The organism is Paraburkholderia sp. GAS42 (assembly GCF_050436565.1).
Lineage (GTDB): Bacteria > Pseudomonadota > Gammaproteobacteria > Burkholderiales > Burkholderiaceae > Paraburkholderia.
Window position 1 is genome coordinate 14,349 of the sequence record NZ_JBNDML010000030.1, and the last position, 23,105, is coordinate 37,453.

Annotated in this window: 21 protein-coding genes and 4 pseudogenes; 13 read left to right on the plus strand and 12 right to left on the minus strand. The window is 59.2% G+C overall.

Features of this window, described 5'->3' with window-relative positions:
- Positions 1-175: 175 nt before the first annotated feature.
- Together P3T16_RS31185 and P3T16_RS31190 are read right to left on the minus strand one after the other, a co-directional pair.
- Positions 176-646, minus strand: coding sequence for a hypothetical protein (locus P3T16_RS31185; RefSeq protein ID WP_429345173.1), 471 nt, complete (start codon positions 644-646; stop codon positions 176-178).
- Positions 647-1,151: 505 nt separating this feature from the next.
- Positions 1,152-2,060, minus strand: a pseudogene (locus tag P3T16_RS31190) (IS256 family transposase); the annotation flags it as partial.
- Positions 2,061-2,229: 169 nt separating this feature from the next.
- On the opposite strand from P3T16_RS31190, the gene istA reads away from it, so the two are divergent.
- Complete coding sequence (gene istA / locus P3T16_RS31195) at positions 2,230-3,753, plus strand: IS21 family transposase (protein ID WP_429345174.1); 1,524 nt, start codon at positions 2,230-2,232, stop codon at positions 3,751-3,753.
- A gap of 12 nt (positions 3,754-3,765) precedes the next feature.
- Positions 3,766-4,533 carry an IS21-like element helper ATPase IstB gene (istB, locus tag P3T16_RS31200; RefSeq protein WP_429345175.1) on the plus strand — a complete coding sequence of 256 codons (768 nt, stop codon included), beginning with the start codon at positions 3,766-3,768 and terminating at the stop codon, positions 4,531-4,533.
- Positions 4,534-4,626: 93 nt separating this feature from the next.
- On the opposite strand, the pseudogene P3T16_RS31205 reads toward istB, so the two are convergent.
- Positions 4,627-4,992, minus strand: a pseudogene (locus tag P3T16_RS31205) (transposase); the annotation flags it as partial.
- 192 nt (positions 4,993-5,184) lie between these two features.
- Here P3T16_RS31205 and P3T16_RS31210 point away from each other — a divergent pair.
- Positions 5,185-5,502, plus strand: a complete 318-nt coding sequence (locus P3T16_RS31210) for a hypothetical protein (RefSeq protein WP_429345176.1) — start codon at positions 5,185-5,187, stop codon at positions 5,500-5,502.
- Positions 5,503-6,035: 533 nt separating this feature from the next.
- On the opposite strand, the gene P3T16_RS31215 is transcribed toward P3T16_RS31210, so the two are convergent.
- The 3 genes from P3T16_RS31215 to P3T16_RS31225 all read right to left on the minus strand — a co-directional run bounded on the left by P3T16_RS31215 (position 6,036) and on the right by P3T16_RS31225 (position 8,757).
- A complete protein-coding gene (locus P3T16_RS31215) occupies positions 6,036-6,320 on the minus strand; it encodes a hypothetical protein (RefSeq protein WP_429345177.1) in 285 nt (94 codons plus the stop codon).
- An 84-nt stretch (positions 6,321-6,404) separates the two neighbouring features.
- Entirely contained in the window at positions 6,405-8,354 is a 1,950-nt protein-coding gene (locus P3T16_RS31220; RefSeq protein ID WP_429345178.1) for an AAA family ATPase, read from the minus strand.
- Between the two features lie 43 nt (positions 8,355-8,397).
- Positions 8,398-8,757 carry a hypothetical protein gene (locus P3T16_RS31225; protein ID WP_429345179.1) on the minus strand — a complete coding sequence of 120 codons (360 nt, stop codon included), beginning with the start codon at positions 8,755-8,757 and terminating at the stop codon, positions 8,398-8,400.
- A 736-nt stretch (positions 8,758-9,493) separates the two neighbouring features.
- Here P3T16_RS31225 and P3T16_RS31230 point away from each other — a divergent pair.
- Positions 9,494-9,802: an SET domain-containing protein gene (locus P3T16_RS31230; RefSeq protein WP_429345180.1), complete on the plus strand. Its 309-nt coding sequence runs from the start codon at positions 9,494-9,496 to the stop codon at positions 9,800-9,802.
- 15 nt (positions 9,803-9,817) lie between these two features.
- Here P3T16_RS31230 and P3T16_RS31235 read toward each other — a convergent pair whose 3' ends face one another.
- Positions 9,818-10,165: a tyrosine-type recombinase/integrase gene (locus tag P3T16_RS31235; RefSeq protein ID WP_429345181.1), complete on the minus strand. Its 348-nt coding sequence runs from the start codon at positions 10,163-10,165 to the stop codon at positions 9,818-9,820.
- Positions 10,166-10,569: 404 nt separating this feature from the next.
- Between P3T16_RS31235 and P3T16_RS31240 the strand changes: the two are divergent.
- The 5 genes and pseudogenes from P3T16_RS31240 to P3T16_RS31260 form a co-directional block, all read left to right on the plus strand.
- Positions 10,570-10,851, plus strand: a pseudogene (locus P3T16_RS31240) (HU family DNA-binding protein); the annotation flags it as partial.
- A 192-nt stretch (positions 10,852-11,043) separates the two neighbouring features.
- Entirely contained in the window at positions 11,044-11,250 is a 207-nt protein-coding gene (locus P3T16_RS31245; protein ID WP_429259579.1) for a hypothetical protein, read from the plus strand.
- A gap of 256 nt (positions 11,251-11,506) precedes the next feature.
- Positions 11,507-11,947: an SET domain-containing protein gene (locus tag P3T16_RS31250; protein WP_429345200.1), complete on the plus strand. Its 441-nt coding sequence runs from the start codon at positions 11,507-11,509 to the stop codon at positions 11,945-11,947.
- Positions 11,944-12,162 (plus strand): hypothetical protein, encoded by a 219-nt coding sequence (locus tag P3T16_RS31255; RefSeq protein ID WP_429345182.1) that lies wholly within the window; start codon positions 11,944-11,946, stop codon positions 12,160-12,162. Before P3T16_RS31250 ends, P3T16_RS31255 begins: the two co-directional genes overlap by 4 nt.
- A gap of 304 nt (positions 12,163-12,466) precedes the next feature.
- On the plus strand, positions 12,467-13,132 hold the full coding sequence (locus P3T16_RS31260) for a hypothetical protein (RefSeq protein ID WP_429345183.1): 666 nt from the start codon (positions 12,467-12,469) through the stop codon (positions 13,130-13,132).
- Here P3T16_RS31260 and P3T16_RS31265 read toward each other — a convergent pair.
- Positions 13,124-13,516, minus strand: a complete 393-nt coding sequence (locus P3T16_RS31265; protein WP_429259575.1) for a response regulator — start codon at positions 13,514-13,516, stop codon at positions 13,124-13,126. The genes P3T16_RS31260 and P3T16_RS31265 overlap by 9 nt on opposite strands.
- Before the next feature lie 129 nt (positions 13,517-13,645).
- Between P3T16_RS31265 and P3T16_RS31270 the strand changes: the two genes are divergently transcribed.
- Entirely contained in the window at positions 13,646-14,764 is a 1,119-nt protein-coding gene (locus P3T16_RS31270) for an ATP-binding protein (protein WP_429345184.1), read from the plus strand.
- A gap of 2,114 nt (positions 14,765-16,878) precedes the next feature.
- On the opposite strand, the pseudogene P3T16_RS31275 reads toward P3T16_RS31270, so the two are convergent.
- From P3T16_RS31275 to P3T16_RS31290, 4 genes and pseudogenes are all read right to left on the minus strand, one after another.
- Positions 16,879-17,653: pseudogene (locus tag P3T16_RS31275) on the minus strand (rod shape-determining protein).
- A 355-nt stretch (positions 17,654-18,008) separates the two neighbouring features.
- Positions 18,009-18,164 carry a hypothetical protein gene (locus tag P3T16_RS31280; protein WP_429259573.1) on the minus strand — a complete coding sequence of 52 codons (156 nt, stop codon included), beginning with the start codon at positions 18,162-18,164 and terminating at the stop codon, positions 18,009-18,011.
- A gap of 243 nt (positions 18,165-18,407) precedes the next feature.
- Positions 18,408-18,662, minus strand: a complete 255-nt coding sequence (locus P3T16_RS31285) for a DUF1488 domain-containing protein (protein ID WP_429345201.1) — start codon at positions 18,660-18,662, stop codon at positions 18,408-18,410.
- A gap of 12 nt (positions 18,663-18,674) precedes the next feature.
- Positions 18,675-18,860 (minus strand): hypothetical protein, encoded by a 186-nt coding sequence (locus P3T16_RS31290; protein ID WP_429345185.1) that lies wholly within the window; start codon positions 18,858-18,860, stop codon positions 18,675-18,677.
- A gap of 652 nt (positions 18,861-19,512) precedes the next feature.
- Between P3T16_RS31290 and P3T16_RS31295 the strand changes: the two genes are divergently transcribed.
- From P3T16_RS31295 to P3T16_RS31305, 3 genes are all read left to right on the plus strand, one after another.
- Positions 19,513-19,755 (plus strand): hypothetical protein, encoded by a 243-nt coding sequence (locus tag P3T16_RS31295; RefSeq protein ID WP_429345186.1) that lies wholly within the window; start codon positions 19,513-19,515, stop codon positions 19,753-19,755.
- Positions 19,756-21,116: 1,361 nt separating this feature from the next.
- The gene (locus P3T16_RS31300; RefSeq protein WP_429345187.1) at positions 21,117-21,983 is read left to right on the plus strand and encodes a sensor histidine kinase; all 867 of its coding nucleotides are present in this window, start codon (positions 21,117-21,119) and stop codon (positions 21,981-21,983) included.
- Between the two features lie 303 nt (positions 21,984-22,286).
- Complete coding sequence (locus P3T16_RS31305) at positions 22,287-23,006, plus strand: Crp/Fnr family transcriptional regulator (protein ID WP_429345188.1); 720 nt, start codon at positions 22,287-22,289, stop codon at positions 23,004-23,006.
- Positions 23,007-23,105 lie beyond the last annotated feature (99 nt).

A 23,105-nucleotide genomic window follows, 5' to 3' on the forward strand; every position in this document is an offset into this window, starting at 1 on the left:
CCTTGCGTTCGATCGCTTTTCAAATCCGTAGTGACACGTTCCTGTTCATGGCCGGAAAGCCGAGGTTTGTACATCGACGTTGATATGCCTTATCACTGCTGCGGACTAGTCGTTCGCCGAAAAAAACTGCGATCGGTTGCTCTGGTCTTCGATGGAGGCGTACTTTCGACCCCTTCTACGGCGTTGGTCTAGTAATGATGCTGTTCGAATCTCGGCGGCCGAACAGCGGTCCCTTCTCGAAGCTGGCGAGTGCTGCCCAGAACGAATTAAACGCGGAGAGCCCGGATGCCATGAAATCGCTGAGCCTTTCGCCCGTCGGTTGCTCGTTCAGCGCCATTGAACGCGTGAACAGCGGCGCCTGGCTGAACGTCTTGTTGAGGGCGTAATAGACGAGCCAAGGGGAGAGTGCGAGTCGGCCGATGCGGCTTCTTCGGCGCCAGTTTCCGATCTCCGTTTCGAGCTCGAGAATCGCGAGATCTCGGTCGATGTCATCGGACATGTCCGCGTTGTCATCGGCCAGCACGGCAGACGCGTCTTCGCTGTCGAAGTCGGAGATCTCTATCTCATCGCTCGAGAAGTGAACCGCTTTGGTCGCGGCAAGACTGACGGCACTGTGAAATGGCGCGGCCGCGAGAATCCGCTCCATATCCGGTGGCAATGGGTCGAGAGTACGCATCCGCTGACAGTGAAACCCGAAGTCGCGGTCGCGAATGTGGAATGAGGGGAAAGGAACCTGATGCTGCCTCACGATGAGCGACGCCTGAACGTCGGCTTTGGCCGATTATGCCAAGTCGTTGATTATGGAAAGTAGCCGAGCCGATTGCCGACAAGGCCCGCTACGTAATCGCATGGCCGCTGCCGAAGCGCATCGCGCATTGCCTTGCTAGAGAGCTGGTGCGATTAACGTCAGCCAGAGTTTTTACTTTTGCATCAATGCGTTGGGCCGTATGTCCGCAGGTTGTCCACAACCTTGTAAACAAAAACCGGGGATAAGTCCTGACTAGGGGCAGACGCTGCGAGGGCGCACGGACATCCGCCAGCTTCCCCACTGTACGTTTGCGTTTTCGACTGTGCGGCGGCACTACAATGTCGTAGTCCAGTCCGGGGCTAACATCAAGAGTGGTGTATGGGCAGCTTGATGGTCGGCGACGTCAGGCGGCGAGTTCCTGCTGAACCGGTCGATCGTCTTGCACCGGTTCGCCGTCCTTGAAGGCAATGCCCTCCAGCAACAGCTTGATCTTTTCAGGGCCGTTGATGCGGCGCCACGTTTTCTCGGATTCCTCGATCAGCTTGAATGCCAGACCCAGGAAGGTCGGTCGCGACACACAGTTGCGCGTACGCGTCGTGCTGTGACGCACGGTCGCGAACGTCGACTCGATCGCGTTCGTGGTCCGCAGATGCTGCCAGTGCTCCGCTGGAAAGTCGTAAAACGCGAGCAGACTTTCCCGATCTTTCTTCAGTGTTTCGGTTGCCTTCGGATATTTCGCTGCATAGATCGACACGAAGCGATCGAAGGCGGCATACGCATCGGCGCGCGTGGCAGCCATCCATATCGCCTGCAGGTCCGCCTTCGCGCGACCCTGTTGCGACTTGGGCAGCGCATTCAGGACGTTGCCCATCTTGTGAAACCAGCAGCGCTGGCCGCGTGTCGCGGGAAACACTTCCTCCAGGGCGGCCCAGAAGCCCATCGCGCCGTCGCCGACCGCAAGCAGCGGGCCGGCCTGCAGGCCACGCGCCTTCAGATCGAGCAGCAGCTCCTCCCAGGACGCCTTCGACTCCCGATAGCCGTCGCCGATCGCCACACGCTCCTTACTGCCGTCGGGCTTGACGCCGATGATCACCAGCAGGCATTGGCCGTCGGAGTTCTTGCTGCGCAGCCCCGTATGGATGCTGTCGACCCACCAGTACACGTAGCGCGACCTGGACAGATCACGCCGGCTCCAGCTGGCATGCTCTTCGGCCCATTGCGCCTTCAGGCAACTTACCACGTTCGCCGACAGCCCCTTGGCGTCCTCGCCCAGCAGCACGCCCAGCGCTTCGCTCATGTCGCCGGTCGAAATGTGCGTATTTCGGACGAACGTGACCGGCCGTTTCGGGATGGTGACCGGCGATTTCGGCAACGTGACCGGTCAATTCGGGAACGTGACCGAGCGGACCGGAAGGCAGGATTGGCGTTGCGCATGACATCAACTACGCGGGCTATGCTCGCCGGCTTTTGCCGGAGAGAGCATGCCCGCGCACAGGATGAACATGCGCATGATCAAGGACGTTTTACGACTTAAATTCGACGGCGGCTTCTCGCACGATCGGATCGCCGCGTCACTGGGCATATCCAAGGGCGTGGTCACGAAGTACATAGGACTGGCCGGTGCCGCCGGGCTGGACTGGGCAAGCGCCTGCGATATGGATGAAGGCGACCTCGAGCGGCGGCTTCTCGGCAAGCCCACGGGGCCAGCAGGCTACGCCCAGCCCGACTACGGACGCATCCACCAGGAGCTGCGTCGCAAGGGCATGACGCTGACGTTGCTGTGGGAGGAGTACCAGGCCGAGTTCGCGGACCGGCAGACCTACCGCTATACGCAGTTCTGCGAGCACTACAAGGCGTTCACGAAACGCCTGAAGCGCTCGATGCGTCAGATTCACCGCGCCGGCGAGAAGCTGTTTGTCGACTTCGCCGGTCCCACGTTGCCGCTGACGACTGGACGCCGCGCGCACATCTTCGTGGCGGCCATGGGCGCATCGAGTTATACGTTCGCATGCGCGACGCCAGCCGAAACGATGGAGGACTGGCTGGGCGGCATTGGTCGCGCGCTGACCTTCTATGGCGGCGTGCCGCAGCTGATCGTGCCGGACAACCCGCGCGCGATGATTGCCGATCCCGATCGCTATGAACCTCGCGCCGGCGACACTGTGCTGGACTTTGCGCGTCACTACGGCACGTCATTCCTTCCTGCACGCGTATATCGTCCGCAGGACAAACCGAAGGTAGAGGTTGCGGTCCAGGTCGTCGAACGCTGGATCATGGCGCGCCTGCGTCATCACCGGTTTGAGTCGGTCCACTCGGTCAATGAGGCGATCCGCCCGCTGCTCAAGAACCTGAATGAGAGGCCGTTCCAGAAGCTGCCGGGATGTCGCGCCGGCGCATTCGAGCAGCTGGACGCGCCGGCACTGCAGCCGCTGCCGGCACAGCCCTATGAGCTCGCGCGCTTCAAGACAGTGACGGTTCACATCGACTATCACGTCGAGATCAACAAACACCGCTACAGCGTGCCGCACGCGCTGGTCGGTCTCAAGCTCGATGCGCGCATCACGGCGGGCGCTGTCGAACTGCTGCATCGCGGTCGCCGTGTCGCCAGCCACGCACGCAACGACCGCGCAGGCGGCTACACCACCGTCGTCGAGCACATGCCGGCGGCGCACCGCGCTCATCTGGAATGGACGCCGCAGCGGCTGATTCATTGGGGACAGCAGATCGGCGCGGCAACCGGCGTGCTTGTTACCCGGCTGCTGCAGGAGCAACGCCATCCGGAACACGGCTATCGGGCGTGCCTCGGATTGCTCTCGCTCTCACGTCGCTATGGCCGCGAACGTCTCGAAGCCGCCTGTGCGCTAGCACTGGAGCTGGGCGTGCACCGTTACCGCCACGTGCGCGACATCCTGATCAACAACCGCGACCGCGCTGCAGTGGCAACGCCTGCCGACTGGATCAGCCCGAGCCACGCGCATGTACGCGGCCCCGGCTACTACCAATAAAGAAGACCCACCATGATGATGCAACAGACACTGACGCAACTGCGCACCCTGAAGCTGGACGGTTTCGCTGACGGCCTGGAAGAACAACTGACGCAGCCCGGTGCGGCCAGCCTGAGCTTCGAGGAACGCCTGTCACTGCTGGTCGACCGGGAAGCCAGCTGGCGTGATGATCGCCGTCGTACCCGACTGCTCAAGCAGGCGCGCCTCAAGTATCCGCAAGCCGCCATTGAAGATCTCGACACGCGCGCTGGCCGTGGCGTCGATCCGCGCTCACTCACGAGTCTCGCGCTCGGTGACTGGGTCGAAGCCGGCTACAGCCTGCTCATCAGCGGTCCAACCGGCGCTGGGAAATCGTGGCTCGCTTGCGCCCTGGCCCAATACGCTTGCCGGCGCGGGCATTCGGCCTTGTATCTGCGCGTGCCGCGACTTGGCGAGGAGCTTCGCGTTCTGCACGGCAATGGCGGCTTCACAAAATGGCTGCTGCAGGTCGCCCGCGTTGACGTGCTCCTGCTGAACGATTGGGGAATGGCTCCCCTCGACGCGATGGTCCGAAACGATCTGCTCGAGATGATCGATGACCGCTCGGCGGGAAAGGCGACCATCATCACCAGCCAGTTACCGATTGAGCACTGGCATGGATGGATCGGCGACGAGACCATCGCCGACGCAATGCTCGACCGTCTCATGCAGCGTCATCACCGGATCACGCTCACCGGTGAATCCCTCAGAAAGTCATCCCCAAAACCCAACGTCCTGGAGCCCGAACTCGACCAGAACTAACAAGAAAATCTACAATCAACACCGCGCAACGCCCAACCCCGCCGAATCGGTCACGTTCCCGAAATCGGCGGTCACGTTCGCCGAAATACGCAAAATGCCTTTCAGACACAGCCACGGCAGCGCGGCGCTCACGCGCGGCGACTTCCTCACATACGGCGGAACAATCGATGAATTGAACTTCACGCCTGATCCTGATCGATCACGAACCTTCGGTACCTTCACCGGAATCGGCCCGGCCGCCGTCAACACCTCTCGTTCGGGCAGGTAGCCGTTGCGCACCACGGCGCGTTGCCCGTGCAGGGTTTTGACGTTCTCAAAGCGCTCCAGCAGCGCCGACAACTCCGCTTCGATTGCCTGCTGGATCACCTGCCGCGCTCCGTGCCGCACCAACTCGTCCAGGCCCAGACCCACACCGACTTCCGATAGACCGATGACAGCTTTTTCCGTAAACTTGCTCATGGTGAATGGTTTGTTGTTCGCTGGTTTCTGACTTCGACAATCAGATTCTCAGCTGAAACCTCCACCGCCTTCAACCTCCCGCCTCAATCCCCCGTACACCACTTCCGACTTTAGCTCGTCCAGTCCGAGGTACGAGCGCTGATACAGCATGGATACCCCCTGATTCTGGATTTACGTGCAAAAGCAGAGCTGTTGACCTACCTCATCGCCTCGCAGCTGCTTGCGAATCATCTGACCGACGAGTGGCTTACAGTCGATCACGTGATCGAATCCACCAAGATGTGGTTGGCTTCTAACGGATGCGGAGCTCAGCTCGTCCAACGGGCGATGCTTTCGAGCCGGGCGACGGAGATTGCGCAACGCATTGCGAAAGCGCAACCCGCCGTGTTGGCTACGGGCGTCGTAACTACGCTGTTCTCAGAAAAACTGAGGCTCGATTTTCGAAACGGGCAGACGCGAGAGCTTTATCAAATGTCTTTGAACTATCTCATCGGCACTCGCTGGTTTTGAGTAACAGGAGCGCGGACGAAGGGGCACATGCAGCGTCAGGAAGCATTGCGGCGATTTCTGCCTGCGACATATGGACAGGTGACGGTGCCATTGGGCGGTACGCCATCGGGTCGCCCAACGGCATGACGGCAGGGCAGCCTGGCTAGACGCAAAAGAACCTGGTAAAACTGAGCGATCCGAGCGCCTATCCCTGTGGGTGTCGACAATATCGACGGTACTAACGGGTTGCAATGACGCGATTTCTCGCTGTTGGTGGGCGCCGTTCGACGCAATATTTATATTAGCTTGACTTACCTCCACGGGAAGAATGTTGGGCAGTTATTTGGTTGGGCACTCGTGTACGGAGCGCGGCGCGCCGTCGTGCGGCGGGTTGTGATTTTGGCAATGGCAAGTGATGCACGACGGGGCGCCGGAGCGGCACTGCTAGTTGATTTGCAGCTGCTTTTGGGGGGGGCGCAACGTCCGGTGCGGGGCAGTTCGCCGATGCTCGACGTCAGCCACTACGTCCAACGCATACACCCGCCGATAACGGTTCAGTGTTGCCGAACGATCGCGCTCGTCCAGAGTGCGTAGTCTCCGAGAGTCTCGACAAGCTCCTGGCGACTGGCGAACTCAAAAGCAAACCCGGAGACCGTACCGAGATCGGTCCGAGGAAACAGGCAAATTGCAAAGTGCTCTGGATCGTTCAATTGAATGCCGATTCCATCACTTACATCTGGTGCGCTAACTATCCACATGCCGTTGACTTTGACCGCAGCGCCCGGCGACATCTCGCCGTCACGTGGGACATCTTCATATTCAATCAGGGTAATATTCATCGTCGTCGCCCAGAGGTTCTGGCGGTTGAAAACAGGATGGGAAGCGCAATCTCCGTCAAAATGGAACGCTCCGCCGAACTCTTTTCAGACCGTCGTCCGTAGTCCCTGCGCAGTCGTGCTGCCCAGCGCCGCACGCACGTCGGCCGGAACGATAGTGTCAGCACCATCACGCAACTGTCTGAGTGCCGCACTGTCAATCACGCGTTGCAGTACCGCATCGGCATCGGCGATCGAACGTCCCCGTAGACCCCCAACCACGTATTCGGTCGTCTGGCGCGAGACGCTAAACATGTTGCCAGCAAGCTTTTTCAGTTTCGTGCGAACGTAGGCTGCCAGCGCGTCTTCTCCCGGGATCTCAAATCGGATCTGCTGCTCGAACCGGCCGCCCCGGATTGCCGCGCCATCCAGCGATTCCGGTCGATTCGTTGCCGCTACGTACAACACGTCGCGCACACGGCCATCCGCGCCATCGATTGAGGTGAGAATTTTGTTTGTCACCGCAGCCACCCCCGAGACGCGTCGTTCACGGAGGACATCATCTGCCTCGTCGATAAATACGATCGCAGGCCGTAAATTCTTCGCGTCCTTGACGAGTTGATCCCATGAAGAAGGGTTCGCGAGCAGCTCTGCCCCAGTAGTCTTCAGGAAGGCACATCCGCTGGCTGCCGCGAGTGACATCGCGCCTTGGGTTTTGCCTGTACCAGGAGCACCGTAAAACAATACTCCCCGTGGTAGACGGCCGCCGAGCTTCTCGAAGTTATACGCGTGCTGTAACTTGAACGCGAGATCGTGCAAGGCGTGTTGAGATATCTCAGGCATGAGGATTTCTCCGATCGGCTTCACGCATTCGGGTAATCTTCCCTTGCTGCCTTGCAGTCTCCGCATCGCCTGCATCGCCGTATCAAATGTCAGCGATCCTGTGCCGACGAGTCCCTCGCGCTGCATATCCGCCAGCTCCGCCCCAAGGGATGCGAGCCGGGCGGCACTGAAGCCCTCCCATCGTTCGGCCAGCGTGGCGAGTACTAGGGGCGGGAACTGCCGACGGTCCAGTGCATTGGCAACGGATCGACTGAGAATCGCCCTTCGTGCGTCCAGATCCGGCGGCGGCACGGTGATCTTGAAGTCGAATCGCCCCTCGCGGATGGCTGCGGCATCAAGCCACTCCGAATTATTGCAGGCTCCGACGATAACAATGCGTGTGGCCCGCAACCGGACCAGCTCGGTCAACATCACGTTGGTCAGATCACGATCCATATGGTGACTCCCGTCTCCGCGCGGTTTCAGGAAGGCATCGATTTCGTCGATGAAGAAGACGCCTTCATCCAGCTTGGTCGCTCTCGCGAAGGCGGCCTTTACTCGGACAGGCGTTTCATTTATCCACTTGGATGCGATGTCCTGATAAGACAGAGAAAAGAAAGGCACACCCAGTTCGCCGGCCAATGCTTCCGCAAACATTGTTTTGCCGTTGCCCGGCTCGCCGGATAGCAGGATGCCGTTACGGGGACGTTCGGCTGTGTTCCGGACGATTTCCGCACCGGCACGCAGCAGGCGCGATTTCGTCTCGGTCATCCCGACGATCTGATTGAATCGAATCGTTGGCACGGCGATACGATTGTCGAATTCATACAGGGGCTCTTCGGGGTGCCGGGAGGTCGATGCGGGGCTGTCCGGGTTGACGGTCGCCGGAGATGCTTGAGGTTTTCGCTTTCCGGGGCGCACGACTACGAAGCAGACAATCAGGACCCAACTGACGAGGGCCGCGAGAGATATGGAATCGAAAGGGAACAGCACTTGAGACACCGCTGCGCCAATCATGGCAAGCGCGAGCCACCGCACCATGGGGTACTGCCGGAGCGAAAGCCATAGCATGGAGCCGGCGAAAAAGGTGAAGCCGAGGGTCCAGAGGCGGTGTGATCGGCTTATCGGCGCGTCCATATGAAAACCCGCGAGAGTCGCGTGCGCCCAGACATAGAGCAACAACGCCAGACCGAAAAGGAAGACTGCTTTGATTAAGTAGCGCAGGATGGGCTTCATTGAAGATATCCTTGGATGATGAGATTTTTGGAATCAGGAGCGGCTACTTCACCCACGGGCGCAGGCATTCCTCAAGTCCGTCGTATATGGTTTGGTGTGCGAGACGGATCCATTCGGACCGCGTGATGTGCATGACGTAGAGCATCAGCAGCGCAACGGATGAGATTCCCAGTTTGATGAGATCAAGGAGGGCATGGGGCGCTCCCCACAAGACGTGTCCGGTGAGCAACTGCAGTTCATTGACAGCCCAGACGACCGAGAACCATAGAACAGTCAGGGACGCGTACGGAACGACGTCGGCCAGCACGATCGAAGCGCGAATAATCTTTCGGCAGGGTTCAGGCAGGTCCGCGTACGCAGGGTCGGTCAGGGTTCGGGACAACTGTGTTTCGACAGGATGCATTGCCATTCTCCAGGTAAGTGAGAGACGAGTTGCGAGTCAGAAAACGCGAGTACGCGAACCCAGTTTCGCGTGGGAAAAGACGAACGCAAGTCGGTCTGAGATGAGAGCAAAGACGGACAGGCCGCGAACGGGGAGAAGCCGCGGCAGCGGAAGCTTGGAGGAAGGGACGGAGGGGGTGACGAGACAGGAGCGAAGCGGAGAACTGAAGTGCACCCACGTTCGCTCGGGACGCGGGTGCTTTTTAGTCAGTTAATTTCGGCGGCGGCAAATCCACCTGAGAAGGGCCGTGATTGGGCTGGCAAAATCCATTAACGTCGCCCAGCATTCAGTCCAGAAGATGCGCCAGTATTTTCGAATCGCTTTCATGCAAGTTCCTCCCTATGCGCGAGCTGTCTACGCCGCAGTTCGCAAACGGCAACGTGACCTTAAGACGCGATTCGATCGATGCAAGGACCCAGCGGCCACCGGCGAGTAGGGGAATGATGCCCACTCAGAAAAAAAGGCCTGCCGTTGCAGAAAACGCGGCGGCAAATTTCGGTGATGTGCGTATTATGAAAATTGTGCGCGCGTATTTATCATGTGGATGCGACTATCGGGAGACCTATGCGGCGTCTGATCGTCCGGCATTCGCCGGTTCATGGAAAGGGAGTGTTTGCCCTCCGGCCGCTTGCCGCAGGCGAACGTGTGCTTGAATTCAAGGGCGACGTGACGAGGTGACGCGAAGCGGCGCATCGGCATGAAGAAGAGGGGTGTCATCGGGCACACCTTTCATTTTGCGCTGTCGGATGACCGAGTGATCGATGGTAGTCGCGGCGGTAACAGTGCGCGGTGGCTTAACCACGCATGCGGAGCCAACTGTGAAGCGGTGGAAGACGCGGGCCGGATATTCATCGAGGCCACGTCGAGCATTGACGTGGGCGAGGAGCTGTTCATTGACTACCAGCTCGCGATTGATGAGCCACTTACCGAGAGCGTACGCAATCGGTATGTCTGCCATTGCGGCGCGATCACCTGTCGTCGATCGATGCTCGCGAGCGTAGCTTGACTGAACCGCGCGAGCTCAATACGTGACCCTGAAGGTGGGGGACTCCTCGGGACGTGCGCGTCTGCGATCGTACAGCCTTGTTGTCGAGATGCTCGCATGCCACAGCCATTCCTGCACCTTCGCAATATCGGCTTGGTGCTGGAGCGCATTGGTCGCTGCTGTGGCGCGCAGGCTGTGTACACCAAAGCCCAGTACGTCAATGCCAGCCTGGGTGGCGTAGGCCTGGATGCATTTGTACACGCCATCCGCTGTCATCGCGGTGCCTGTAGATCGAACTGGCTGGAATAACGGCGCATTCGCGGACTTGCGGATCGCCGATCCGGCTTCGGCTGCGTGCGGCTTGGCAATTCGTCCGATCGTCATTCCCGGCGGACGCTGAGCAGACGGTCTTGATCCGGGTATGGTCACGCTTGCAAGTACGCCGAAATCCAGGCGAACCAAAGTCGACCTGCTAACGCAACCAACGGTCTGCGATAAAAGGACCCGTCGATTGAGCTGATTGTTGATGCGTAGCTGTTCAGCTTGGCTTGAAAACGCAACGCTGCTAATACCAGTTATCAGGGTTAGAATTTGACGTATCCCTAATAAATCAACAGCAAATCAGCCGTAGCGGGGCGTTTCCGGTTGACCCGGGCGCGACGCGCGGCGAAGTCGGTGCGCCCGCAACTGATCCGGTTGCCGCGGAATCGGACCGCCTGCTGGCGGTGATTGCATGAAGGCGCGCCGATCGGGTAGGGTGGCGACATCACAACCACAACGAGCAATCGACAATGAACAAGCAGGAACTGGTGGATGCGGTCGCCGCGGCGACAGGTGAAAGCAAGGCTGTTACTGGCGAGACGATCGACGCGGTGATCGCCGCGATCACTGGAACGGTGACGAAGGGCGACACCGTGCAGTTGATCGGTTTCGGCTCGTTCTCGACGGGGGCCCGCGCCGCGCGGGTCGGCCGCAATCCGGCCACTGGCGCCGAAATCCAGATCCCTGCCTCGAAGACCGTCAAGTTCACGGCCGGTAAAGCGTTCAAGGATGCCGTGAACGGGGCCTGACAGTGGGCAACAGTCGCCGGCCGGAGATATGCCGGCGGCTAGCCGTCGCGGGAGGGTCGCCGCCGGATGGGGAGGTCAACATTTCCCGACGCCGGCCTGGACGGGTCCCGGCCGACCTGGTAGCATGGGTTGCGGAGACGCCGTGACGTGCCGCGGCCCTGCAACTGTCTGGATATCTATATAGATAGCGGTATGGAAAAGAAACGATCGCGGATTCGCCGGGAAGTATTGTGCCCGCCGATTGGGGCGCTGCTGCGCTACCGGACGCGCATCGTGCGCGTCGTCGCCGAAGCGCGGGGGCAACGCGCGATGATCGAATCGCTCGACACCACGGGCAGGACATTCGTTAGCACCGTGAAGTGGGACAGCCTGCGCGAACTCGGCGTGCAGCTGTTCTGACTCCAGGTGCCTTCGCACGGCGGCCTGAAACCGAAGCTAAGCTTTAGCGCGACGGGTAAATGTCTTGTCGAGTTCCCTTACCAGAGTGAGCGGCAACGATCATCAGAACAGTCCCTGGTGATCGCGACACCTGACCTTTCCAACCTCAACGTCGCGAGCGGAACCGTTGGCCTGGCTACGACTTGCACATCACGGAGCAGTGGATGCAGAAATTGGCCGCTTCTATACTGGTGCGGATATCAGTGAAGGAAACAGTATGCGGCGCGTGATCGTCCGGCGTTCGTCAGTTCATGGCAAGGGTGTGTTTGCGATGCGATCGCTCGGGGCGGGTGAGCGCGTGTTCGAATATAAGGGTGAGTTAACAAGCTGGCGGGAAGCCGTGCGCCGCCACCGGCGCGATGGGATCGAGGGGCATACGTTCCTTTTCGGGCTGTCGGATGGACGCGTGATCGACGGCAGCCGCGGCGGCAATAGCGCACGATGGCTCAACCACGCGTGCGCGCCTAATTGCGAGACAATCGAAGACGCCGGCCGCATCTACATTTACACGCTCCGGCCAATCCGGGCAGGAGAAGAACTGTTCATCGAATACCTGCTCTCGGTAGACGATCCTCTGGACGAGGGCGTTCGAAGCCAATACGCGTGCCAGTGTGCGGCGGCCGGCTGCCGTCGCTCAATGTTGGCGAATGCCGCTTGAACACGCCGGTTGCGAAGGCGCAAGAAAAACAGGCCAGCGCCGGGAACGGCGGTGACCTGCCACCTTCGACTGCCGACATTGTCAGGATTGGCGTGGAAGTCGTTTTCCATCTCGATGTGCTGAAAATGGCGCCGCAGACGCAAATCGTATCCGTGGAAACCCATCGCTCGAACACGACGGATCAAATGTTGCTCGATCTTGAAGACTTGCAGTGACGCCATGCTGATGGGAGCGGCAGAACAAGGAGGGCGGCCTTATGCAAACAAGGAACTTTGCACATTCCAGGACAACGGAAACGAATCTGCCGGCACTGCTCGACCAGCTCGAAGTGGCCTTAAAGGTGACACCTCCTCGCACGGCTCTCTGCCGGGCACTGTCGGAGTTGAACCGATCACTCGGCGCGGCCAGCGATAAAGCTGCTGCGCGGACCAGTCGGCGGGCACCTTCGCGACGTCGACGCGAAATGGTTGTCGAATCCTTGCCGCTATTTTCTTGAATCCGCGAGGCGCAGAGAAACCAATGAAGAAAGGAAAGACGAAACTTACCCGTCATGATGCCGAGCGCCTTTTCGAGGGACTGCCTCACGGGAACGTGAGAGTATCGAGCCGGCCGGAGAACCCATTCGAAGCAGGGGTGTTCGACGTGGTCGAGCGCGTCGACGACGAAACCAGACTCTGGAAAGACAACCTCATTACTCTTCCGATGGCGATCGAGTTGCCTGCTGGCTACGAGTCGGTATCTCGCATGCGCGAGTCGATGGCGAGGGCATGGCGCGTGAAGTGGGTGAGGGAAGGCAAAACCGAGGTTGTTACTGAGTTTCCTGAAGGATGGACAGCCGTTCGCCCGGAAAGCGGACCCATAGAGCTGCGAGATCCCTCCGGCGTGGTCCGCGCCTTATACGGGTGGGCCGAGGATGCTGAGCTCAGGATTCTGCCGCGGTATCTGGTTGAATCACAGGCGAACAGTTCAAGCGGACTAGGCAGCTTGCTTGTCCGTGATCGCGTGAATGGTCAAATTCTTGAGAGGTCGTCGATCTGGTCTGCCCAGACTGGTACCAACCATCCAGATTGGAGCAGGCTGTCGGCGTGGCTCGACTTACACTATCCACACCATCGCGACCCGCTTCGGTACTGGGAAGATTGCGAGGAAAACATCCGGAACCGATACGCTACCCCATCAATGTGAACCTTCATCTGAACGGTTCATCGCTAGCGTAGCCAGAAGGACGGGCAATTTCACCGGTTTTACAAGGTGGTCATCGAACCCTGACCTGATTGATTCGGCCCGCTCGGAGGGCGATGCCAGCGCGGAAACCGCCACCAGCAGTGGGGACGGTGTGGATTGCAAGCGCCGAATCTCTCTTGCTACCGCGCGTCCGTCCATATGGGGCATCTGGATATCGAGAACAACAGCATCCGGGCGCCACGCACGGTACTCCGCAAGCGCTTCCACGCCATCTCCGGCTGTTCGGGTCTCGTAGTCGTGGGCGTCGAAGAACACCAAGTATGCGTCCAACAAATTCGGGTCGTCGTCCGCGATAAGCAGGCGTCCTGCGTTCCCGGTAGACATTGAATTCTCCCGTTGCGAACCTTAGGAGCAGCAACTACCGGGCCTGACCAGATGGGGTATCGGTTGCGTATAGCATCGGATTCCGCAAAAATGAGTTAAATCGGCTCTTTTCCATCCTTCGGGGCAGACATGCGACTGGCTGACTTCATCCTGCGTGACATGGAAGCCATTCTGGCACAGTGGGAGACGTTCGCGGGCACACTGTTGCCGGCAGCAGCAAACATGCGATCACTGGCCTTGCGCGATCATGCGCAACAGATTCTGGAGGCCGTCGCAAAGGATTTGTCGACATTCCAGACCAGCGACGCCCAGTTCGAGAAATCAATCGGGCAGGCGCCCAAGCTGGCCGGGGCCCCGGAGACCGCCGCACAAACGCACGCCCTTCTGCGCGCGCGGGGCGGGTTTGACATCAACCAGCTGGCCGCCGAATACCGCGCCCTGCGCGCCAGCGTGCTGCGCCTGTGGATCGATGAGTGTCAGCCCGACATGCCTCATCTGGACGACATCATTCGCTTCAACGAGGCCATCGACCAGGCAATTGCCGAATCAATCAGCTTTTTCAGTGCACAGGTGGATCAGGCTCGTAACCTGTTGCTTGGAATGCTGGGGCACGATATGCGCAGTCCGCTCCAAACCATCCTGATGACCGCTTCGTACCTCGCGGCGCTGAACGCCGGCGATAAAGTGTCGGAAGCCGCGTCCCGTTTGATCAGAAGTGGCGCTCAGATGCAGGCGCTGCTGGACGATATGCTTGATTTCAATCGAACCCGGCTAGGTTTGGGCATCAATATCGCACCGACCGAGGGGGACCTTGCAAAGCGGTTTGCCGATGAACTGGACCTGGTGCGGGCGGTGCACCCGGACCGTCAGCTCGATCTGGATGTGGCCGGCAACTGCCAGGGCGTTTGGGACGGCCGGCGTCTCCAGCAGTTACTTGGGAACCTCGTTCTGAATGCGATCAAATACGGAGCGCCAGACGCGCCAGTGCGTGTGACGTTGACGGGTGAGGCCGCGGAAGTCCGTCTGGAGGTGAAAAACAGCGGCCCCTCCATCGAGAGCTCAGTTCTCGATCATATGTTCGATCCGCTCCAGCGCGGCCCGAACCATCAGGAAAGAAATGCCGGCAGCAGTCTGGGGCTCGGACTGTATATCGCGCGCGAGATTGCCAAGGCCCACGGGGGGGTGATCGACGCGCGCTCAGACGAGACAGAAACAGTGTTCGTTGTGCGCCTGCCCCGGCACCACTAGCGCGCGTCTCTTACACCCGGCGTGGCCGTTGTACGTCGAATGCAGACGAGCTTGTGCACGTGGCATTTCCGGCGGGCCCTTTTATGCCCCTGGCCCCTCAATGCCGATTTATCAGCATGCGATCTAACGGGTCGTATCCGCGTTTCGCACGAAAAGTCGGGTTCGCTGCACAAGTAGTAAGGTAGTGGGAGACTTGCAGGAACAATCAGCACATACTTGGCACGGGACATCGACAGCTTCCGGGAGCCATAGTGCTGCACAAACAATTTGAGGAAGAACTGACACACCTCGAACAGATCTTTCCGTTTCTTGTGCCGGGGAGTGCCCTTGGACTCTCGTACTGGCATCGGCGCATTGCTTCGCTATCGCCGCATCAGCGGCTATTACCTGATGGTGGGAGCCGTGTGACCCGACTACTCAGGCGACTCGACGAAATCGAGCGACTCCCGACGTAGCGTCGATTGACGGCATCATATCTTCCGGCCCGACCGACGGCGCACTCGCACCCCGGTCAACGCGCCTGCAAATCCGGCAACATCCGGTCGAATTCCCTCTTCACTATCGCATAGCAATCGCAAACATGCCGGCCGAGCCAGCGCGATCAGGCGTGGGTTGCATCGTGTTACCTAACAGGGTCCCTGGCCGCAGCGAAAGATTGTCGCGACGTGCTTTATTTGATCCGCTTGCCGCCTGCGACCTCTATTCGCTTCTGACCGACGTGCCACCGGGTTTTGATTTTTCTGCCGCTCATCCGACCTCCACGGCTGCGGAGTTTTAAACAATCGTTCGGCGAGTGACGGGACAGCAGCTCGGTTTTCGTGGTTAAGCGCGATGTTGATCCGGCCGTCGCGATCATTTTCCGCCGGCTGTCTGAAAATCGAAACGATGCAATCACCGGAGTCGACGATGAGGTATGCACGAAAGACCAAAGGAGTGGGGTCAGAAAGCGGTGCTATTCCGACGCGGGACTGCCCGATTCTCTCCCCGGGGCAAACCGACGCGATTGAATGACCCGCAAGGTGTTCGTTTCAACTTCCCGCGTTTAGAACTTGAAGGGCGCGGCTGGACGACGACCCTGGACGACTTTTGTGTTGCAGTTCGCCCCCCCCGATGCTGACAACCTTGCGGTGGCATGGAGCGCCCTGGTTGGAAGTCCCGTGCGTGCCGGTATTTACGATCAGGGCATCGCCGACGTCGTATGGTTCTTGTGCTTGTATCGCGAGGGCATCTCTTTGCCGCTGACGTTTTTTTCTGACTCATTTCCCCGACAATGTGGTGCGCATGTCGAAGGACGAACCGTGAACTACCGCCGGCACTACAGGCATGATGGCAGACGCTGGGAATGGCAGGGCGACGTTGCGAGACAGTTGCAGACGTGCGACAGCGCAGCTGGAGAATTTGTCCACGCTTTGAACGTTACAGCGTGCCGGTCGATATCGGGCATTCGTTTTTGAACGCGAACCGGACTTTTTCGTCCCCAACGTTTTGCCGTTCCACGACCTGACTCGACCGCGCGCGGCAGAGGCCGGCAAATGAGCCCTTTTCAGGCAGACAATGACCATCGCATCGTTCGCCGACACATTCCGCGTCGAATTGTTGTCGACTGATCAGGCAACGCAGGCAGCGACGACGAGCAGCGCACCTGGCGAGACGCCTTCATCACCAGGCTGCCACGGCAGGACACCGCCGCCTGGGACTACCTTACGGAAGATGAGGCCAGAAGTGCCGATCACATTTCTCCGCACCTCCAGGCCCCGGCGTCCGTTCCCATCACGAATTCGGTCTTTCGCCGCGATAGCGTGAACGTTGCATGAGGGTCGACATGGGCCTGACGCGCTCGGCAGCACGCGGCCAACAAGTGCCGATGACAAACTGGCGCCGAATGGCCGAACCACGGTCGACATGCGACTCTCGCGGTATCTGGAGGTCACCGGTTGCGATGCACCGTGGCATTTGAAGATAGGTACGTAGCAGGCGTATGGGCGACTGCGCGAGCGATTCTGCACGCTGCAGCAACGGCCCGCCGCAATGTCTCGGGAGGCGGTTCGCGCGGAAATGAAAACTGAACAGGCCTTGCCGCTGAGGACCGCCGTGTGCGGATCGCGTCCCCACGCTTAATCGTAGGAAAAGACACCACCGAATTTGTCCATGCGCTCGAGCGCCATGCCCGAGCCGCGCACGACGCACGTCAGCGGGTCTTCGGCGACGAGCACGGGCAGGCCGGTTTCTTCCGCGAGCAGACGGTCGAGATCGCGCAGCAGCGCACCACCGCCAGCAAGCATGATGCCGCGTTCGGCGATGTCGGCGCCGAGTTCCGGCGGCGTGTGTTCGAGCGCGATCTTCACCGCCGATACAATCCGGTTCAGCGGATCGGTGAGCGCTTCCAGGATCTCGTTGCTCGAGACCGTGAAGCTGCGCGGTATGATACGGGCAAGCCCGCTCCGGTTGCGGCGGCCATGGGCTCCTCGATCAGATAGACCTGCGACGCGCCCGCGCTGTGCGCAGCCTCCTTGAATGCGCGTCGTTCGACCTGGGTCGACCCGCAGGGCACGCAGATAATGATGCGCGGAGACGGCGCAAGCCCCCGGGGCGCATGCGCCATCCGGATAAAATGCTTGATCATCTGCTCGGTGATGTTGAAGTCGGCGATCACGCCGTCATCGGGCGGATGGCTTCAATGTTGCCCGGCACCTTGCCGAGCATCTCCTTGGCCTCCTTGCCCACCGCCAGAATGGTTTTTTTGCCGTTCGGGCCGCCGTTCTGCCGGATCGACACGACCGAAGGCTCGTCGAGGACGATGCCTTTGCCGCGCATGTAGATCAGTGTGTTGGAGGTGCCGAGATCTATCGCCAGATCGTTTGAGAAGTAACTGCGCAAAAAACCGAACATACAAAATCCTGTCTCGCGAGGACGTTAGACGATTGGCGTGCCACGTATGACCGTGGCACGGTTGGCAGAAGAGGTTGGCGCAGGAACCCGCCATTCGCGTACGGTTGTACGCTTGCCCAACTGCCTGCTGTACGTTGGGTTCGATTCCCTCGCGAGAACGTCCGGTCAGATCAACTCATGGAAATTCGGAGACGCTGCGCGTGCAGCAGCGCGCTGCTGATGCGATTGACAAGAAGTGAATATTTTCCTGGAAGTAACCGATTGCTCCAGCAGGTGGGCAATCCGACGCGTACATGACTCAGCGCTGGTACTCCTCGCGCGGATCGCGTTGCAATGGCCGGCCTGCCGACATTCTCTAGAGTTCGAGCCGCGCCCGGAGCCGGTCGAGCACGTGATGTTCGTCGAGCCAGCGGATTTCCTGTCTTCGAATCAGGTTTTTGCGATACCAGTAAAGGGATATGGAAAATATCAACGTCATTCCGCCAGCAACGCCATACATTGCGTAGGTCATGTTGTTCCTTCCTGTTTGTCGTGTTTGCCACGACACGTACACGTGCGAACGTAAGGTCGGCTCTACATCTTCCCCATCAGCATCATGACGAGCCCAGCGATGACGAGCACGCCCAGCATGCTGGTTGGGAAGTCGCCCGACGGACGGCTGTGGACCAGGTGGGAAGCGCAGCTACCAGCAGAGTGGCAAGAGTGATCAGTACAACAACGCCCATGGCCATCCTGCTGCTCGTGACACCGTCATTCAGGAGATCGTGTACCTGTTCCGGGGACCGCTTTTATAAAGATTCCTCGCGAGCTCCTGAATCCGGTCCCGGTTGCGATCGAAGGCCGCCAGCAACGCAGGTTCGTCAGAACCCAGGTTGGGGTTTAGTTTTGTCAGCATCGCATCTTCGACCAGAAATGCGATCTCACGAGAATCGTCGTAACCCCAGAAGCACACGCAATGTCTGGATGCATCATAGGAGCGAGTGGGGTTGGGAAAATTGATCACGGTGATTCACGCTCCCGTCTAATCTCTCTGGCAGACATAGCGCCACTTGCCGGCGTTGACGTCAATGCGGGCGTCGTTGTCCTGCCGCTTCTGGGCGCGATCGCTTTCCGCCTTCGCCATCGCCGCGACGCGCGCCTTCTGCGTGAGAGCGAAGTCACTTTGGGTAGCAGAGAAAGTTGATATCACTCGGGCTGGCTTTAGCATTTCGACTCCTTTAGAAAACTGAAAACATCGGACGACTATTGCCGCGCAAGGGATTGGGGTCGTCCATTCCACGAAATACTGTGGAATCCAAAATTTCATCGAGTCGTCCCCATTCGGACCATCTCAAGGTAACGCGCCTGCGGCATGCAAGCGATGCGCTGAACGAAGGAAGACGTGGTCCGGATGGCGCGAAAGGTCGATCGCGATACCTCGGGAGCGGGAGCGTTATGGGATGCTCTACCGGGAGCCGTGCGGATCAAAAGTATCGTCAGGGCTAGCAGGAAGCCGACGCAGAACCGGAGACCCTGCGTGTCGAATACGACGAGTGTGCGCCCTATAGTGCAGTAATGCACGCGTAATCTTGAAGATTTGCATGCGAACGTACGTCTGTTACAGAATTCAGCCAAGGATAAGGGAATTGACCTGCCCCGCCTGCAATCTTCAGCAAGAAATAGTTGGGCGCAGAATATCAGCGTAATTATGATGGGGTGTCGTCGATGAATCTGAATATGATCTCAGTGCTACCGGGCAGGCGTGAGGCGTTATCGGCTTCCGTCATCGACGTGGCAACGCCCCATTTTAAACGACGGAAGTGAACGAGACCGTTCAATGTATGCCCTGTTTTGCGGGTGTACTGGAATCGGAGTTTTGAATGCAACGAATGGTCGAATACCGTGGATTTGAGATTCACGTGGACCTGCAGCCCACATCGGCGGACATGTTTGACGTCTGGTTTCGCATCGACGGCTCCATCGAAGCTCCCGGAGTCCTTGCGCTCGCCGAGCGTATCAAAATCCGGGGTGGTCCGTTTTCACGACGTTTGGCCTACCTCGTCGCGGAAATCGCAGGGCAGGCCGCCGTCGATGTGATCCTCGGCCTAACTACACGGGCATGAATATGCGACGCTGCATCCGGCATCATTTCCACCACCTGGAGAAAGCTTGGAACGGGTGCTTCTTGCAAGCCGTCAACATGCTCGATCAATCGCAGTGGGCAATCAAGTTCGAGGCCAATACGAGGATGTTGTATGAGACAGGTGGCCGATACCGATGAAGCGTCAGTATGAGTTTGAATATGTTCCGGTGACAGGATTCTGGAAGATGAAGCTTAATGCTGTTGGTGTTCACAAATGCCACTAGCCATGTTCACAGGAATGCTAGCGGCCAAAACGCCGGGATGGCTTGCTGCGCAATGCGTTGCGTGCGATCAGCGCCATTCGACGCCTGTTGCGACGGTACAACAATCGTGATGATGCTTGTTCAGTAACTCTGCTAGCGTCGCATCGGTGCTGGATATCAAGTCTCACGGACGATGCGATCCGAAAGACACTTTTCATGGGTGGAGTTCAGGATCGTTACCGGCCGCATGCAGTCAGAAAGCGCTTCTGTATTTTCTGATTTGGTTTAAGGAACGATAACTTTAACTCTTGTGCAAAGAGCTATTTTTGATTAGCACGTGTGGTAGTGTTCGGCGGCGGCCATATTCCGCGAGACGTTTCCTGTGCGAAAAGCGGTGCTGTGGCTGCAAGGTTAAGCGCAATGCTCGAAATGATTTATCAGCATATGCAAGGCACGCTAGCATAATTAATGGACATGCTAGCGGTGCTATGAACGCTGGCTAGCACCAATTCTGAACTCCAACATCGGGAAAATCGACGAGGCGAGGTTCAGACGAAGGTGTCGAGGTCAGGCGCGTTTTCATGACATGGAGTTTAGTCAAGAAACGTTGCCACAGAGATAAGAAGAGTTATCTAAATAGTGCAGTCGTTGAGCACGTTTGTAAACGGTGCCGCTCCCGGTAAGCTCATGGCGGTCTTCGCGAGCGGCTGCTGTCGGTGAGCACGACCGCCACCTGTCGACGGATGCTGTCGCATGGACCCGCAGCCCGCTCACCCGCACTCATGCGGCCGGTGACAAGTTTGTTCGCCTTGTCCGAACACTTGTGCCACAAGGCTCGACTGCCACCGGGCCGTGGCATCGCCCGAGTTGACACGTACTGTCGCAACGACAGATTTATTGCGGTCTGCGGGGGCGAGGTCGTTGACCGCTACCGTACAGACGTACTCCGTCAGCCGTGAGAACGTGCTAGTCCACCCTGCGCGTACCAGCGATTTTCGGGTTGCTCTCACGAGGCAGGTATTCACGAATGGTCGGCAAAGCGCGCGATACAGCAAGCCATTGCTGTGGCAGGGCGTCGGATGCCGCAGCGTGCATCGCTCGCTGGTCGCGATTCGCGCGTCAAAAAATGAGGCTCAACATGTCAGCTCATCCAGTGTCTTTCCGGTGGTCTGTTGGTACGCCCGACGCGCACCACGCAGACGTGAACGATGAAATGATGGAACGCCCGCAGCAACGAGCCTCCACCGCTTTTTCCAGTCATGCTCAGTCGGCTGCCCATCGTTTCGACGCGCTACGACGCAAGGACGAAATTCTTGCGATGGTGGCGCACGAGCTTCGTGGATCGTTGACGCCGATGCAACTCGCCATCCATCTCATCCGCAGGGCATCGGCGGATCGCCCGGAGGTGTTACGGTCGATCGACATGCTCGACCGGCAGATCACACAGATTACCCGGCTTGCTGAGGACTTGATGGATGCCACGCGGATCGACCGTGGCGCGCTACGTGTGAGCAAGGCCCCCATCGACGTTGTTGCGGTTCTGGCCGCCCCTCTCACCGCAGCTGCACTGGCGGCCGCTCAACGCGGCCAGACACTCACCGTGCAGATTGCCGACAGGACAGTACGCATTGAAGGCGATCCGGTCCGTCTCGCACAGGCCGTCGACAACCTCCTGCATAACGCAGTGAAATACACGCCGGAGAAGGGTTGCATCGCCGTGAACGTGCTCGCGGACGGGCAGGACCTGGTGGTGTCCGTCAAGGACAATGGTCTGGGCATATCCGCGGCGCTCCTGCCGCATATCTTCGAGCTCTTCGCTCAATCCAGCAGAACGATTGCGGCGAGTGCCGGCGGTTTGGGGGTGGGTCTTGCCGTCGTGAAAGCGGTCGCCGAATCGCATGGCGGCACGGTGTCGGCGACCAGTGCCGGCCCCGGTACGGGCAGCGAATTCACCCTGCGGCTGCCGATCGTGCTGGAACGGCGCATGACCGGTGAGCCGGCGTAACGGCGGGCAATGCGGCCACCCGTTTCAGTCTGCTGCTGAGCCTGCCAGCCAGCAGACGACACCTCCCTCGCAGTTTACAGACCTGTCAGCGCAGACCCGTTGAGCCATGGCCGGTGGTCGCTGCAACGCGCCGCGACGCGCCACCGTGCCCACGCGAACTATAATTTAAACGGGTTTAGTCAAGGTCGGTATCCTCGCCCATCCGTCTGCTGCTTTCATGCAAGTGCCGTTGATGCCTGATTCTGTTAAGAACAATTCTGCAAAAACGGTGCAGTTTCTGGACAGGATGTCGGGGAGCGTGACATGGAAAACGAACATCATCCCGGAGAAAACCACCTGCTTTCGGTTCTGCCGGACGCAGAGCGGGCGCGCGTGGCGCCGCATCTCGTACCGGTTGAAATGCCCCTGGGGCAGGTCGTGTACGAGTCGGGCGACCGCCTTGATCACGTCTATTTTCCGACGACCTCCATCGTATCGCTGCTCTATGTGATGGAGGACGGCGCGTCCGCCGAGATTGCGATCGTGGGCAACGAAGGGATCATCGGTATTGCGCTCTTCATGGGCGGTGAAACGACGCCAAACCGGGCAATCGTGCAAAGCGCCGGCCAGGCGTATCGACTGGATGCGCGCATCCTGAAAGAGGAATTTCATCGCGCCGGCCCGGTTCAGCGGTTATTGCTGCGCTATACCCAGGCATTGATCACCCAGATGGCCCAGACCGCCGTCTGCAACCGGCATCATTCGATCGACCAGCAGTTGTGCCGCTGGCTGCTGCTCAGCATGGACCGCCTGCCGTCAAACGAGCTGAAGATGACGCAGGAACTGATCGCCAACATGCTTGGCGTGCGGAGATCCGGCGTGACGGAGGCGGCGCTGAAACTGCAGGACGCGGGGCTGATCCGCTACGGTCATGGCCACATCGAGGTACTGGATCGACCGGGGCTCGAAAAGCGCGTGTGCGAATGCTACGGCGTGGTGAAGCGGGAGTTCGACCGGCTGCTGCCCGATCTGAAGGCGATATAAACCACCGCGCTTCATTCCTGCGCGGGCGAGCAGCGCAGGGTTACCGCAATACCCCCTGCAGCATTCCCGGCGAATACGGCTGGCGCGCTTTACCAGGGT